Annotated in this window: 12 protein-coding genes and 1 pseudogene; 6 read left to right on the plus strand and 7 right to left on the minus strand. The window is 61.7% G+C overall.

Annotated features, from left to right (window positions below; translation table 11 throughout):
* Nucleotides 1-92: 92 nt before the first annotated feature.
* The 4 genes from rpoH to ftsY all read right to left on the minus strand — a co-directional run bounded on the left by rpoH (nt 93) and on the right by ftsY (nt 4,338).
* On the minus strand, nt 93-947 hold the full coding sequence (gene rpoH / locus AC07RO_RS22885; protein ID WP_065991120.1) for an RNA polymerase sigma factor RpoH: 855 nt from the start codon (nt 945-947) through the stop codon (nt 93-95).
* A 147-nt stretch (nt 948-1,094) separates the two neighbouring features.
* On the minus strand, nt 1,095-2,120 hold the full coding sequence (gene ftsX, locus AC07RO_RS22890) for a permease-like cell division protein FtsX (protein WP_192172988.1): 1,026 nt from the start codon (nt 2,118-2,120) through the stop codon (nt 1,095-1,097).
* The gene (ftsE, locus tag AC07RO_RS22895; protein WP_037018829.1) at nt 2,117-2,788 is read right to left on the minus strand and encodes a cell division ATP-binding protein FtsE; all 672 of its coding nucleotides are present in this window, start codon (nt 2,786-2,788) and stop codon (nt 2,117-2,119) included. Before ftsE ends, ftsX begins: the two co-directional genes overlap by 4 nt.
* The gene (ftsY, locus tag AC07RO_RS22900; protein WP_346630916.1) at nt 2,785-4,338 is read right to left on the minus strand and encodes a signal recognition particle-docking protein FtsY; all 1,554 of its coding nucleotides are present in this window, start codon (nt 4,336-4,338) and stop codon (nt 2,785-2,787) included. Before ftsY ends, ftsE begins: the two co-directional genes overlap by 4 nt.
* A gap of 250 nt (nt 4,339-4,588) precedes the next feature.
* Between ftsY and AC07RO_RS22905 the strand changes: the two genes are divergently transcribed.
* The 6 genes and pseudogenes from AC07RO_RS22905 to AC07RO_RS22930 all read left to right on the plus strand — a co-directional run bounded on the left by AC07RO_RS22905 (nt 4,589) and on the right by AC07RO_RS22930 (nt 10,168).
* Nucleotides 4,589-5,941, plus strand: coding sequence for a M16 family metallopeptidase (locus AC07RO_RS22905; RefSeq protein WP_108121025.1), 1,353 nt, complete (start codon nt 4,589-4,591; stop codon nt 5,939-5,941).
* A 113-nt stretch (nt 5,942-6,054) separates the two neighbouring features.
* Nucleotides 6,055-7,431 (plus strand): annotated as a pseudogene (locus tag AC07RO_RS22910) (M16 family metallopeptidase); the annotation flags it as partial.
* Nucleotides 7,431-8,051 carry a 16S rRNA (guanine(966)-N(2))-methyltransferase RsmD gene (rsmD, locus tag AC07RO_RS22915; protein WP_065991110.1) on the plus strand — a complete coding sequence of 207 codons (621 nt, stop codon included), beginning with the start codon at nt 7,431-7,433 and terminating at the stop codon, nt 8,049-8,051. The pseudogene AC07RO_RS22910 and the gene rsmD, both read left to right, overlap by 1 nt.
* Nucleotides 8,035-9,051, plus strand: a complete 1,017-nt coding sequence (locus AC07RO_RS22920) for a hydrolase (RefSeq protein ID WP_192172992.1) — start codon at nt 8,035-8,037, stop codon at nt 9,049-9,051. The genes rsmD and AC07RO_RS22920 overlap by 17 nt, the downstream gene beginning before the upstream one ends.
* 68 nt (nt 9,052-9,119) lie before the next feature.
* Nucleotides 9,120-9,848 carry an AzlC family ABC transporter permease gene (locus AC07RO_RS22925; RefSeq protein ID WP_495087135.1) on the plus strand — a complete coding sequence of 243 codons (729 nt, stop codon included), beginning with the start codon at nt 9,120-9,122 and terminating at the stop codon, nt 9,846-9,848.
* A complete protein-coding gene (locus AC07RO_RS22930) occupies nt 9,845-10,168 on the plus strand; it encodes an AzlD domain-containing protein (RefSeq protein WP_495009668.1) in 324 nt (107 codons plus the stop codon). Before AC07RO_RS22925 ends, AC07RO_RS22930 begins: the two co-directional genes overlap by 4 nt.
* An 18-nt stretch (nt 10,169-10,186) precedes the next feature.
* Here AC07RO_RS22930 and AC07RO_RS22935 read toward each other — a convergent pair whose 3' ends face one another.
* From AC07RO_RS22935 to AC07RO_RS22945, 3 genes are all read right to left on the minus strand, one after another.
* Nucleotides 10,187-11,041 carry a sulfurtransferase gene (locus tag AC07RO_RS22935; protein ID WP_346627257.1) on the minus strand — a complete coding sequence of 285 codons (855 nt, stop codon included), beginning with the start codon at nt 11,039-11,041 and terminating at the stop codon, nt 10,187-10,189.
* 62 nt (nt 11,042-11,103) lie between these two features.
* The gene (locus tag AC07RO_RS22940; RefSeq protein ID WP_346627258.1) at nt 11,104-11,790 is read right to left on the minus strand and encodes a TetR/AcrR family transcriptional regulator; all 687 of its coding nucleotides are present in this window, start codon (nt 11,788-11,790) and stop codon (nt 11,104-11,106) included.
* A gap of 72 nt (nt 11,791-11,862) precedes the next feature.
* Complete coding sequence (locus AC07RO_RS22945; RefSeq protein ID WP_346627259.1) at nt 11,863-13,059, minus strand: MFS transporter; 1,197 nt, start codon at nt 13,057-13,059, stop codon at nt 11,863-11,865.
* Nucleotides 13,060-13,090: the final 31 nt, after the last annotated feature.

Here is a 13,090-nt window from a genome sequence, read left to right on the forward strand (position 1 = left end):
TTCTTCCCGGCTGAAGCCGGTCCTACTGAGATACATCCCACAAACAAAAACGCCCCGATCATCTCGGGGCGTTTTGCGTAACGGCGTAACGATCAGGCAGCAATCGACAGCTTCAGCTTGTTCATCGCGCTCTTCTCCAGCTGACGAATACGCTCGGCCGAGACGTTGTACTTCTCGGCCAGGTCGTGCAGCGTGGCCTTCTCTTCCGCCAGCCAGCGCTGATACAGAATGTCGCGGCTGCGGTCGTCGAGCACGTTCAGTGCTTCGTGCAGGTTGGCCGTCGAGCTGTCCGTCCAGTCGGAATCTTCCAGCTGACGCGCCGGATCGTAGCGATGGTCTTCCAGGTAGTTGGCCGGCGACTGGAAAGCGCTGTCATCGTCGGCTTCTGCCGCTGGGTCGAATGCCATGTCGTGGCCGGTCAGACGACTTTCCATCTCGCGCACTTCGCGGGGTTCGACACCCAGGCTTTCGGCAACGCGATGGACTTCTTCGTTGTTCAACCAAGCCAGACGCTTCTTCTGGCTCCGCAGGTTGAAGAACAGTTTGCGCTGAGCCTTGGTGGTCGCGACCTTCACGATGCGCCAGTTACGCAGGATGAACTCGTGAATCTCGGCCTTGATCCAGTGCACGGCAAAGGACACCAGGCGCACACCCATCTCTGGATTGAAGCGCTTCACGGCCTTCATCAGGCCGACGTTACCTTCCTGAATCAGGTCAGCCTGAGCCAGGCCATAACCGGAATAACTGCGTGCGATATGCACGACAAATCGCAGGTGGGCGAGCACCATCTGCCGAGCCGCCCCCAAATCCTGCTCATAGTAGAGACTCTCCGCCAGTTCACGCTCCTGCTCTGGCGTCAGCAGTGGGATGCTGTTAACCGTGTGCACATAGGCTTCCAGGTTCGCACCCGGGACTAAGGCATACGCAGGTTGCAAAGAATTGGTCATTACGAAAAACCTCCGACACATAACTCGTGCAGTTCAGCACTGCGAAATTGACCGGGAACCGCTAGACAAGTTCCCTTAGCTGAAAAGTCAATAGGTGAAACAAAATTTACTAACGACGCAGCGCCTGAACACTGTAGCTACTCAACACTAACGAGGCGCCAACTCTCTTAAATGGCGTGCCACTGCAATCCACGCACCGATATACCCCAACAGCACCGCTCCAAGCAAGAGCGACACGCCGTCTGACACTGGCACGCCTGCAAGGGCAAAATTGCTGCCGTAGAGTCCGGCCAGCCGGACCACCGCTTCGTTCAACCAGTCTAGCCCGAAAGCCAGAACACCCCAGGAAAGAACTCCGGCACCCAGCCCGTACAACGCCCCCATATAAAGGAAGGGCCGACGGACGTAACTGTCCGTACCGCCTACTAACTTGATGACCTCGATTTCCGTACGACGGTTCTCGATGTGCAGACGAATGGTGTTGCCGATGACCAACAGGAGCGCCGCGACGAGCAACACGGTCAGGCCGAACACGAACCGGTCACCCAGCTTGAGGATCGCTGCCAACCGCTCGACCCAGACCAGATCAAGCTGGGCCTGCTGCACTTTAGGCAACTCGGCCAGATGCGTACGTAATGCTTCCAGCGCGGCTTTGTCAACTTCCAACGGTGTAACCAGCACAACGCCGGGCAGCGGGTTTTCAGGCAACTCCTTCAGTGCCTCGCCCAGACCGGACTGCTTCTGGAACTCGTTCAGTGCCTCATCGCGGCTGATGTATTCGGCATCGGCGACGCCGCCCATTTCCTTGATCTGACGGACAAGGCCCTCGCCTTCACTCGGCGATGCGTCCAGTTGCAGGTACAGAGATATCTGCGCCGCGCGCTGCCAGGATCCGCCCAAACGCTCGACATTGCTCAGCAACAACGACAAGCCCATCGGCAAACTCAGCGCAATGGCCATCACCAGACAGGTAAAAAAGCTGCCAATGGGCTGCTTGCCGAGACGGCGCAGGCTGTCCAGCAGGCTTGACCGGTGGGCCTCGATCCAGGCGTTGAACAACTCGCCGAAGCTCGGGCCATCGTCGTCATCGCGTTTCTTTTTCTTTTGCGGCGCCGGGTCTGAAGCTTTTGGCGCTACGCGTTCGGACACCTTGGGACTGCGAGTGGCACTCATACGCCAGCCTCCCCGTCGCCGATCAGTCGGCCGCGTTGCAACGTCAGCATGCGATGGCGCATCCGCGCGATCAATGCGAGGTCATGGCTTGCAATCAGCACACTGGTGCCCAGACGGTTGATGTCTTCGAACACACCCATGATTTCAGCTGCCAGTCGCGGGTCGAGGTTACCAGTGGGTTCGTCCGCCAGCAGCAGGGCCGGGCGGTGAACGATGGCGCGGGCGATGCCCACGCGCTGTTGCTGACCGGTGGACAAATCGCCCGGGTACAGCTCGGCTTTGTCCGATAACGCAACGCGCTCAAGGGCCGAGTCGACGCGCTTGACCACTTCGGTTTTGGACAGGCCGAGGATCTGCAGCGGCAGCGCGACGTTATTGAACACCGTGCGATCAAACAGCAATTGGTGGTTCTGGAACACGACGCCGATCTGCCGACGCAAAAACGGAATCTGCGCGGTGCTGATCTGACCCAGGTCCTGACCCGCCAGCAACAGCTTGCCCGTGGTCGGACGCTCCATCGCCAGCAGCAGGCGCAGCAAGGTACTTTTGCCCGCGCCGGAGTGACCGGTCACAAACAGAAATTCGCCACGACGTACTCGAAAGCTCAGCTCATGCAAGCCGACGTGTCCGTTCGGATAGCGTTTACCGACCTGTTCGAAACGAATCATGGGCGCTCCCGCTCGGCGAATAGGGCTTGGACGAACGGCTCGGCTTCGAAGGTGCGCAGATCGTCGATGCCTTCACCGACACCGATGTAGCGAATCGGCAGACCGAACTGCTTGGCCAGGGCGAAGATCACGCCGCCCTTGGCGGTACCGTCGAGCTTGGTCAGCGCAAGGCCGGTGAGCTGGACGGTCTGGTTGAACTGTTTGGCCTGGTTGATCGCGTTCTGGCCCGTACCGGCGTCCAGCACCAGAAGCACTTCGTGGGGCGCGTCGGCGTCGAGCTTGCCGATCACGCGGCGAACCTTCTTCAGCTCTTCCATCAGGTTGTCTTTGGTGTGCAGGCGGCCCGCCGTGTCGGCGATCAGCACATCGATACCGCGCGCTTTGGCGGCCTGAACGGCATCAAAAATCACCGATGCCGAGTCGGCGCCTGTGTGCTGGGCAATGACCGGGATCTTGTTGCGCTCGCCCCAGACCTGCAGCTGCTCAACGGCTGCGGCGCGGAAGGTGTCGCCTGCCGCCAGCATGACCTTCTTGCCTTCCAGCTGAAGCTTCTTGGCGAGCTTGCCAATGGTGGTGGTTTTACCCGCGCCGTTGACGCCAACGACCAGAATCACGAAAGGCTTGTGCTGCGAAGTGATGACCAGCGGAGCTTCCACCGGCTTGAGCATTTCAGTCAGCTCGTTCTGCAGCGACTTGTACAGCGCATCGCTGTCGGTGAGCTGCTTGCGCGCTACTTTCTGCGTCAAGTTGCGCACGATCGCCGACGTTGCTTCCACGCCGACGTCGGCAGTCAACAGCCGGGTTTCCAGCTCGTCGAGCATGTCGTCGTCGATGGCTTTTTTGCCGAGGAACAGGCTGGCCATGCCTTCGCCCAGGCTGGCGCTGGTTTTCGACAGGCCCTGCTTCAGGCGCGCGAAGAAACCAGGCTGCTTGGGTGCGGCGGATCCTTCGAACGGGACAGGCGGCACATTGGTTTCAAGAACGGGCACCGCAGCTGCGGCTGGAAACCTCGGCGCTGTCGTCAACGGCGGCGTCAGCGACGGGAGATCATTGCCAGACACCGGATCAGGCAGCGCGACCGGGGTCGGCTCGACAGACGGAGCCACTTCGAACGAGGTGGTGTCGATGAGCGCCGGTTGAGCGGGGACTTCAGCCAAGGGAGCGGCCGCAGATTCCACGTTGGACTCGGTGTGAACCGGGATGGGCGGCGTAACGTGAGGCTCGCGCTCATCGGTGAAAGCGACGGGCTCTTCAGCAACAGGCAGGTGAAGCCAAGGATCTTCGACCGGGGCCGAAAGCGCTTCAGTCGTCGCTGTTTGTGGCAAGGGCTGCGACGTGGGTTGCGGCGCGCGCTCGGCGGGGATGACCGGGGCGTTGATCTGCTCAGCAACAGCCGGCGCCTGGTTGGGCACGGATTCTGGCGCGGGTGCGGGGGCATTCTGAGGCGGTTCTGGAGTGGCTTCCTGCGGCTTTTTGCGCAGCCATCCGAACAGGCCTTTCTTCTCGCCAGCCGGGGCTGGGGTCTTTTTGTCGTCGTTGGAACCAAACATGGAGGACGGCTATCTCACGGTAACGACGCGCCAGAGCGGCGCCTCTGAAAAATTCTGTATGCGAAACAGACTGTAATCGAGCCCGCTTGTTCAGCCAGAGCCCTTCCGTTTACGCCTTTTGCGCATCGCCTTCCGGCACTGGACGAAGAGTCCTACGTCACAGCCATAGTCGCCGAGCGAACTGGCCGCTATCCTAACACCCCCGCGCCCGCTGACGCTAAGCAGGCCGTCTCCAAGGTTCAAATCACGAATGAATGCTCTAGCCCGCTGTGCCGCAGGCCTGCTGCTCAGCACAATCTGTTTGCCCTTCGCCGCATCGGCTGCCGACCCACAACCCACCACCGAATTCACGCTGGACAACGGCCTGAAGGTCGTCGTCCGTGAAGATCACCGCGCGCCGGTCGTGGTTTCACAGGTCTGGTACAAGGTCGGCTCCAGTTACGAGACGCCTGGCCAGACGGGCCTTTCCCACGCGCTGGAACACATGATGTTCAAGGGCAGCTCCAAGGCAGGTCCGGGCGAAGCATCGCTGATCCTGCGCGACCTGGGCGCTGAAGAGAACGCCTTCACCAGCGATGATTACACCGCTTATTACCAAGTGCTGGCCCGTGATCGACTGGCTGTTGCCTTCGAACTGGAAGCCGACCGCATGGCCACCCTGCGCCTGCCCCCTGAAGAGTTCGCCCGGGAGATCGAAGTCATCAAGGAAGAGCGCCGCCTGCGCACCGATGACAAGCCGAACGCCAAGGCCTACGAGCGCTTCAAGGCCATCGCTTACCCCGCCAGCGGCTACCACACGCCGACCATTGGCTGGATGGCGGACCTTGAGCGTATGAAGGTCGAGGAGCTGCGCCACTGGTATGAATCCTGGTACGTCCCCAACAACGCCACGCTGGTGGTGGTCGGTGACGTGAAGCCCGATGAAGTAAAAGCCCTGGCTGAGCGCTTCTTCGGCCCGGTGCCGCGCCGCGATGTACCGCCGTCGAAAAAGCCGCTGGAGCTGGCCGAGCCCGGCCTGCGCCAGATCACCGTGCATGTCGCCACGCAGATGCCGAGCCTGATGTATGGCTTCAATGTGCCGAGCCTGGCCACCGCCACCGATCCACAGTCGGTCAACGCACTGCGCCTGATTTCGGCCTTGCTCGACGGCGGCTATAGTGCGCGCATCCCGACCCGCCTGGAGCGTGGCGAAGAGCTGGTAACCGGCGCCTCATCCGATTACGACGCCTACACCCGCGGCGACAGCCTGTTCACCATCAGCGCCACGCCCAATCAGCAGAAGAAGAAAACCCTCGCCGACGCTGAAGCCGGCATCTGGCGCCTGCTCGACGAGCTGAAAACCAAGCCGCCCGCCAAGGAAGAGCTGGAACGGGTCCGGGCCCAGGTGATTGCCGGATTGGTCTATGAGCGCGATTCCATTACCAGTCAGGCCAGCACCATTGGCGAACTGGAAACAGTCGGCCTGTCCTGGAAACTCATCGATCAGGAACTGGCCGCGCTGCAAAGCGTGACGCCGGAAGACATTCAGAAAGCCGCCCGTACGTACTTCACCCGCGAGCGCCTTGCCGTTGCGCATGTTTTGCCTGAGGAGAAAGCCCAATGAACCAGCGCAACGAATCCCGTTTTGCGCGAACGCGGACCTGCTCCTTCGCACTTGCCGTCACGTTTGGTCTGTTCGGTGCGGCATCGGCGATGGCAGAGACCGCCGAAGCCCCGAAAGCCATCGATAAGGCCGCCAACACGCTGGAATCCCTGAAAGAGCTGGACGGTAAAGCGCCGGCTCGCCGCTCGCTGAACATCCAGTCGTGGAATACCGCCGAAGGCGCTCGCGTGCTCTTCGTCGAAGCCCATGAACTGCCGATGTTCGACATGCGCCTGCTGTTCGCGGCCGGCAGCAGCCAGGACGGCGCCAATCCTGGTATTGCGCTGGTCACCAACGCGATGCTCAACGAGGGCGTCAAAGGCAAGAACGTCAGCGCCATCGCCGAAGGTTTCGAAGGGCTGGGCGCTGATTTCGGCAACGGATCCTATCGCGACATGGCGATCGCTTCGCTGCGCAGCCTGAGCGCCGCCGACAAGCGCGAGCCCGCGTTGAAACTGTTTGCCGAGGTGGTGGGCAAACCGACCTTCCCAGCGGACTCGCTGGCGCGGATCAAAAACCAGTTGCTGGCGAGCTTCGAATATCAAAAGCAGAACCCTGGCAAGCTCGCAGGCGATGAGCTGTTCAAGCGGTTGTACGGCGATCATCCCTACGCGCATCCGAGCATGGGCACGGCCAAAAGCATCGCGCCTCTGACCTTGGCTCAACTGAAGGCCTTTCATGCCAAGGCCTACGCCGCTGGCAACGCAGTGATTGCGCTGGCCGGAGACCTGACGCGAGCGGAAGCCGAAGCCGTTGCGGCGCAAGTTTCCGCTGCGCTCCCCAAAGGCCCGGCGCTGGCGCCAACCGTCGCACCCACCGAACCCAAGCCGAGTGAGACTCACATCGAGTTTCCGTCCAAGCAGACGCACCTGATGCTGGCTGAACTGGGCATCACTCGCGGCGATCCTGATTACGCGGCCCTGTCACTGGGCAACTCGATCCTCGGTGGCGGCGGCTTCGGCAGCCGTCTGATGAGCGAAGTGAGGGAAAAACGTGGCCTGACCTACGGCGTCTCTTCGGGCTTTACGCCGATGCAGGCACAAGGTCCGTTCATGATCAGCCTGCAGACCCGGGCCGAACTCAGCGAAAACACCCTCAAGCTGGTGAAGGACATCACCCGTGACTTCCTTGCCAACGGCCCGACCCAAAAAGAGCTCGATGATGCCAAGCGCGAACTGGCCGGCAGCTTTCCACTGGCGACTGCCAGCAATGCGGCCATCGTTGGCCAACTGGGCGCAGTCGGCTTCTATAATCTGCCGCTGACCTACCTCGAAGATTTCATGACGCAGTCCCAGAGCGTCACGGTCGAGCAGATCAAGACCGTGATGAACAAACATCTGGACGCCGACAAGCTGGTGATCGTGACCGCAGGTCCGACCGTCCCGCAGAAGCCACTGCCACCCCCTACTGACAAACCCGCCGAGCAACCGCTCGGTGTTCCGGAGCACTGATGACCTCGACTTCCAAGCCGCCGCGTATCCACAAAGGGCACAAAATCCACACGGGCCTGGGCCAACTGCGGATCATCGGCGGCGAATGGCGCAGTCGCCGTCTGAGTTTCCCTGACGCCCCCGGTCTGCGTCCGACGCCGGACCGTGTGCGGGAAACCCTGTTCAACTGGCTGGCCCCGTACATCGAGGGCGCGCGCGTGCTCGATCCGTTCGCCGGCAGCGGCGCGCTGTACCTTGAAGCCCTGTCCCGCGGCGCCAGCATGGGTCTGGCGCTGGACACCAACTCGATGGCGATCTCCAGCCTGCGCGAACACCTCGGCACGCTGCGTTGCACCGTCGGCAAAACCGCTACCGGCGACGCGCTCCGTCATCTGGAGACCCAGCCGGCCGAACAGTTCGACGTAGTGTTCCTCGACCCGCCGTTCCACCAGGACTTGCTGATGCCTGCCTGCACGCTGCTGGAAGAGCGCAACTGGCTGGCGGACAGCGCGTGGATCTACACCGAAAGCGAAACCGCGCCGTCGACGCTGGGCATGCCCGCCAACTGGCGCCTGCACCGTGAAAAGAAAGCCGGTCAGGTTCACTACGCGGTGTGGGAACGCAGTGCGGTCGCGAGCTGACCTTCCCGGGTTTGTCCCGGCATTCGGCCTGGGCAACCCGCACTTGCAGACCCTGTGGGGACCGCTCTGGCGGCCGACCACTCACCTCGAGCGTCGGCGCGAGCGCATCTGGCTGGAAGACGGTGATTTCCTCGACATGGACTGGCACGGCCCGCACGACGCCACTGTGCCGGTCGTGCTGGTGCTGCACGGTCTGACCGGCTCGTCCAACTCCCCCTATGTCGCCGGGCTGCAGCACGCCATGGAAAAACGCGGCTGGGCCAGCGTTGCCCTCAACTGGCGAGGTTGTTCAGGGGAGCCGAACCTGTTGCCCCGTAGCTATCACTCCGGCGCCAGCGAAGACCTTGCCGCCGTGATCGATCATCTGCGCAAGGCTCGACCGTTGGCGCCGCTTTACGCGGTCGGGTATTCCCTCGGCGGCAACATTTTGCTCAAGCACCTTGGCGAAACCGGGTTCGACAGCCACCTGCAGGGGGCTGCGGCGGTGTCGGTGCCGTTTCGACTGGACGAGTGCGCCGACCGGATCGGGCTGGGGTTTTCCCGGGTTTACCAACGGCACTTCATGCGCGAGATGGTCGGCTACATCAAAGACAAGCAGCGACGCTTTCAGCACGAAGGCCTCAGTGACGGGCTGGCAGAACTGGCGGCACTGGGCTCCCTGAAAGACATGCGCACGTTCTGGGATTTCGACGGGCGCGTGACAGCGCCGCTCAATGGATTCGTGGACGCCCATGATTACTACCAGCGCGCCTCCAGTCGGTACTTCCTCGGCGCCATCCGCACGCCAACGCTGCTGATTCAATCTCTTGATGACCCGTTCGTGTTCAAGCACAGCCTGCCTGAAGGCTCGGAGCTGTCGTCCAGCACCGAATTCGACCTGCAGAAAAAAGGCGGTCACGTGGGTTTTGTCGGCGGCACGATTAGAAAGCCGACGTATTACCTGGAGCAACGGATTCCGGCGTGGTTGACGGACGTCCATGGCACGCAGCCAAGCCGCTAACGCCTGCACGATCGTTCAAGACACGTGTGCGCCGCCCGCTTACCATCCGGGGCATAAGGAGAAAAACCATGTCCCGTCATCAACTCTTCGTCCGCGGCCTTCGCGACAGCGTGCCGATGCTGGTTGGCATTGCCCCATTCGGCATTATCTTCGGCACCCTCGCCGGTGTGGGTGGGCTGACCCTGTGGCAGGCGGTCGGCATGTCGATGTTCGTTTACGCAGGATCGGCGCAGTTTATCGTCATCAGCCTGATGGGCGCCGGGGCCGGCGCGGTTGTGATTCTGTTGACGACGTTTATCGTCAATTTGCGCCACGTGCTGTACAGCGCCACCCTGCAGCCACAGGTTCAGGGGCTGCCCCAGCGCTGGCGACTGCTGCTGGCGTTCTGGCTGACGGACGAAACTTTCGCCATTGTTCAACGCCACTACCTGGTCCACGGCCGGACGCCGCTCGCGCATTGGTACTGGCTGGGCGTGGCGAGCTCGCTGTATGCCTGCTGGGTAAGCAGCTCGCTGGTGGGCGTGCTGTTTGGTCAGGCTTTTCCCGACATGGCCAGTTGGGGCCTGGAGTTCGCGATGCTGGCGACCTTCATCGGTATCGTCGTGCCGCTACTGCGCACCCACCCACAAATCGCCGCCGCGCTGGTCGCTGGCGCGGTTGCCCTGCTGACATGGTCATGGCCCTACAAGCTGGGGCTCATGGCCGCAGCGTTCAGTGGCATCGCGGCGGGGGTGTTTCTGGAGAGAAGGCAAGCGGCAAGGCTGGACGACATGACCCCGAACGAGGTGCGTCCATGACGTACTGGTGGCTGATTCTGGGCATGGCGGCGATCACTTTTCTGATGCGCTACAGCCTGTTCGCCTGGCCGAACCTGCGTTTCCCGCCGCTGGTGCGCCAAGGCCTGCATTACGTACCCACCGCTGTGCTGACCGCCATCGTCGTCCCTGGCATGTTGCTGCCCGACGGCGCGCACTGGCAGTTGTCCCTGGACAACACCTACTTGCTGGCCGGGATCGTGTCGATTGGCATTGCGGCATTCAGCCGTAACCTTCTGGCGACAATCGGCGGCGGGTTGCTGGTGTTCTTCTTGCTGCGCTGGGCGATGGGCCAGATGTGAGGCACATACGCCGCGACCTTAGTCCCCGGTCGCGACGCCTCGCTGCGGATCATTGATCCACTCGCTCCACGATCCCGCGTACAGCGCCCCCAACGGATACCCGGCGAGGGCCAAGGCAAACAGGTTGTGGCAGGCCGTCACGCCGGAACCGCAATAGGCGACGAGCGCATGGGCAGGACGGCCTTGTAGTGCCTCGGCGAAGCGCTGCTTCAATTGCTCTGCCGGGAGAAAGCGGCCATCCGGCCCGAGGTTGTCGGTGAATGCCGCGCACTGTGCGCTCGGAATGTGCCCCGCAATAGGGTCGATGGGCTCGACCTCACCCCGGAACCGCGCGGGGGCACGTGCGTCAATTAGCGTCATGGCGGGATCGCCGATGCGGGCCTGCAGTTGCTCGGCCGTCAGCACCATCGATTCATCTGGCACGCCGTCGAATGAACCCTCGGGTTGGTGCGGTGGATCAAGACTCAGCGGCAGACCCGCCCCATGCCAGGCCTTGAGCCCGCCATCGAGCACATACACGCCGTCGCGCTTGCCCAGCCACGCCAGCAACCACCAGGCTCGGGCGGCATACGCACCCGGGCCATCGTCGTACAGCACGATATCGCTGTGGTTGTTCACACCCCAGAACCGCAAGCGCTCGATCAGCGTCTGCGGATCCGGCAGCGGGTGGCGACCGGTCACACCCTTGGTGATGGCACCACTGAGATCATTGAGCAAGTCAGCGTAGGACGCGCCTTCGATATGGCCCTCTGCGTAGCTGCGCTGGCCGTAGTCCAGATCGTCCAGCGACGAACGACAATCCAGTATCACAAGTCCAGGCTGGGTCAGGCGTTCTGACAATTGTTGCGGGCTGATCAATTGCGCGATGGACATGACAGGCTCCTGCAGGCAGTAAAAAGGGCGATATGACAATCGAGTGAGACAACCGGGCCGAGTCAGCCAGCGTCTTCCAGTGCCTTGGCCAGCGGCACGTAAAACTCCGCGCACAGCGCATTCACTGCTTCCCGCGCCTGGGGCGTGACGTAGGCCAGTTCCAGCATCAGCACCTGATAAACGCCGCGACGTATCGCGTCCTCATTCAGGTAAGCGGCGTTTTCCCGGGTGGTGCACAGAAAACGCACCCAAGACGTGAGGATGATCCACGCATTGAGCGTCAGCGATTCGATCTGGACCTTGTCCATGCTCAGAATCTGCGCGTCGACAAAGCCGCTGTAAATGGACATCGCCTTGATCAGGCAGTGTTGGGAAAAGCGTCGGTAACGCACTGCCAGCTCGGGATCGGTTTCAAGCAGGTGCTCGAGGTCGCGGTGCAGAAAACGGTAGCGCCACATGCCGTCGATGATCGCCATCAGGTAATGGCGTTTGTCTTCGACACCCGGTAGACGGCCCTTGGGCGGGTGAAGAAAGCTGTCGACCAGCGTTTCGTATTCGGTGAACAACTCGGCGATGATCGCCTGCTTGTTGGGGAAGTGGTAGTACAGATTGCCGGGCGACATTTCCATGTGCGCAGCGATGTGATTGGTGCTGACGCTGCGCTCGCCCTGCTGATTGAACAGTTCCAGGCTGCTGTGCACGATGCGTTCACGGGTGTTGATGCGTACGGTTTTGATGCGCGGCGCCATGTTCAACTCGAACGTCGAAACGTAACAGGGATGTGCCGGATCTTAACGCAAGCGTCGGATCCGTTGCAGACTTCATCGCTCCACGGCCGTTGCCACCCTGAGCCGAACCACCGCTGCGACGCCAACACCGAGCACGGCTGCCGCCAGCACGTTGATTAAAATGACGCCGCGCAGACCGATCGGCGCCGTCAGCACTCCCACCAGTAACCCGGCCAGCGGTTGCGACAGGTTGTTCAGCAGCGTGATGACGCCGACGGTCTTGCCGAAGTCCCGCGCCGGAATGACCCGCTGACGAATGCTGCGCATGTAGACGTTGAACATCTTGTCGAAGCCGACGATCAGCAGAAAGCCGACAAGGTAGACCTCGGATGACGCACTCGTGGCGGTAATGAATGCACCCAGCAGCAAGGCGATGTATGACATCGCACCGAGCAGTTTCAGCGGCAGGCTGACTCGGGCCAGAACAAACAGAATCGCGATGGTCAGCAAGGCGCCCGCCGCCTGCAGACCGGCGTAGAAATCTTTGCTCTCGCCAAACGAGCCGATCACCATGGCCGCCGAGCTGGCCAGGGTGACGCCGACGATCAGGTTGACGCCGACCGCCAGCAAAATGATCTTCTTCAGTTCGGCTAGTCGGAAGATGTGTCCGAAAGCGATTTTCAGTGGCTGGGTCCAGCGGCCTGCGTGCTGATCAAAGCGCTCCAGCGTGACGTCGCTCTTGCGTTGCCAGACGCCCATGGCGAGATCCGCCGCAACGAACACCAGCGCCACACCGATGACAACGCCCCACCACGGACAGATTTCCAGGGCCAGCGCGGCCAGCAAAGGCCCGAGCACCAGGCCGGTCTGGTCGGCGATCTGAGAGTAGGAGAGCGTCTTGCCGTAGCGGTAATCCGGGAAAATATGCGGCATCACCACTTCCCGGGCCATGATCCCCTGGGTGGTCAGGACGCCGCAGATCGCCGACAGCCCGATCAGCCAGCCGATGCCGCCAAACAGGCCGTACAGCCCCATCGCGACCAGACAGATCAATGCGCGGTAGATCTGGCTGATGTGCAGCAACCGGATGGGCGAGTATTTGTCGCACAGCGCGCCGCAAATCGGGAAGGCAAGGAAGCGCGGCAATGTCTCGACGAAAAACGCCAGCCCCGCCAGGGACGCGCTGTTGGTGGTTTGAAAGACAATCAGCGGCACCAGAAACAGCAGAACCTGATCGGCCAGGCGGGAGAGAAACAAGGAAATGAAAAACGCCAGATAGTCCGTGCGCATTGAGACTCCGTGTCAGGTGTTGCAGGGCGGC

It is taken from the genome of Pseudomonas sp. GW821-FHT07F05 (assembly GCF_059418765.1).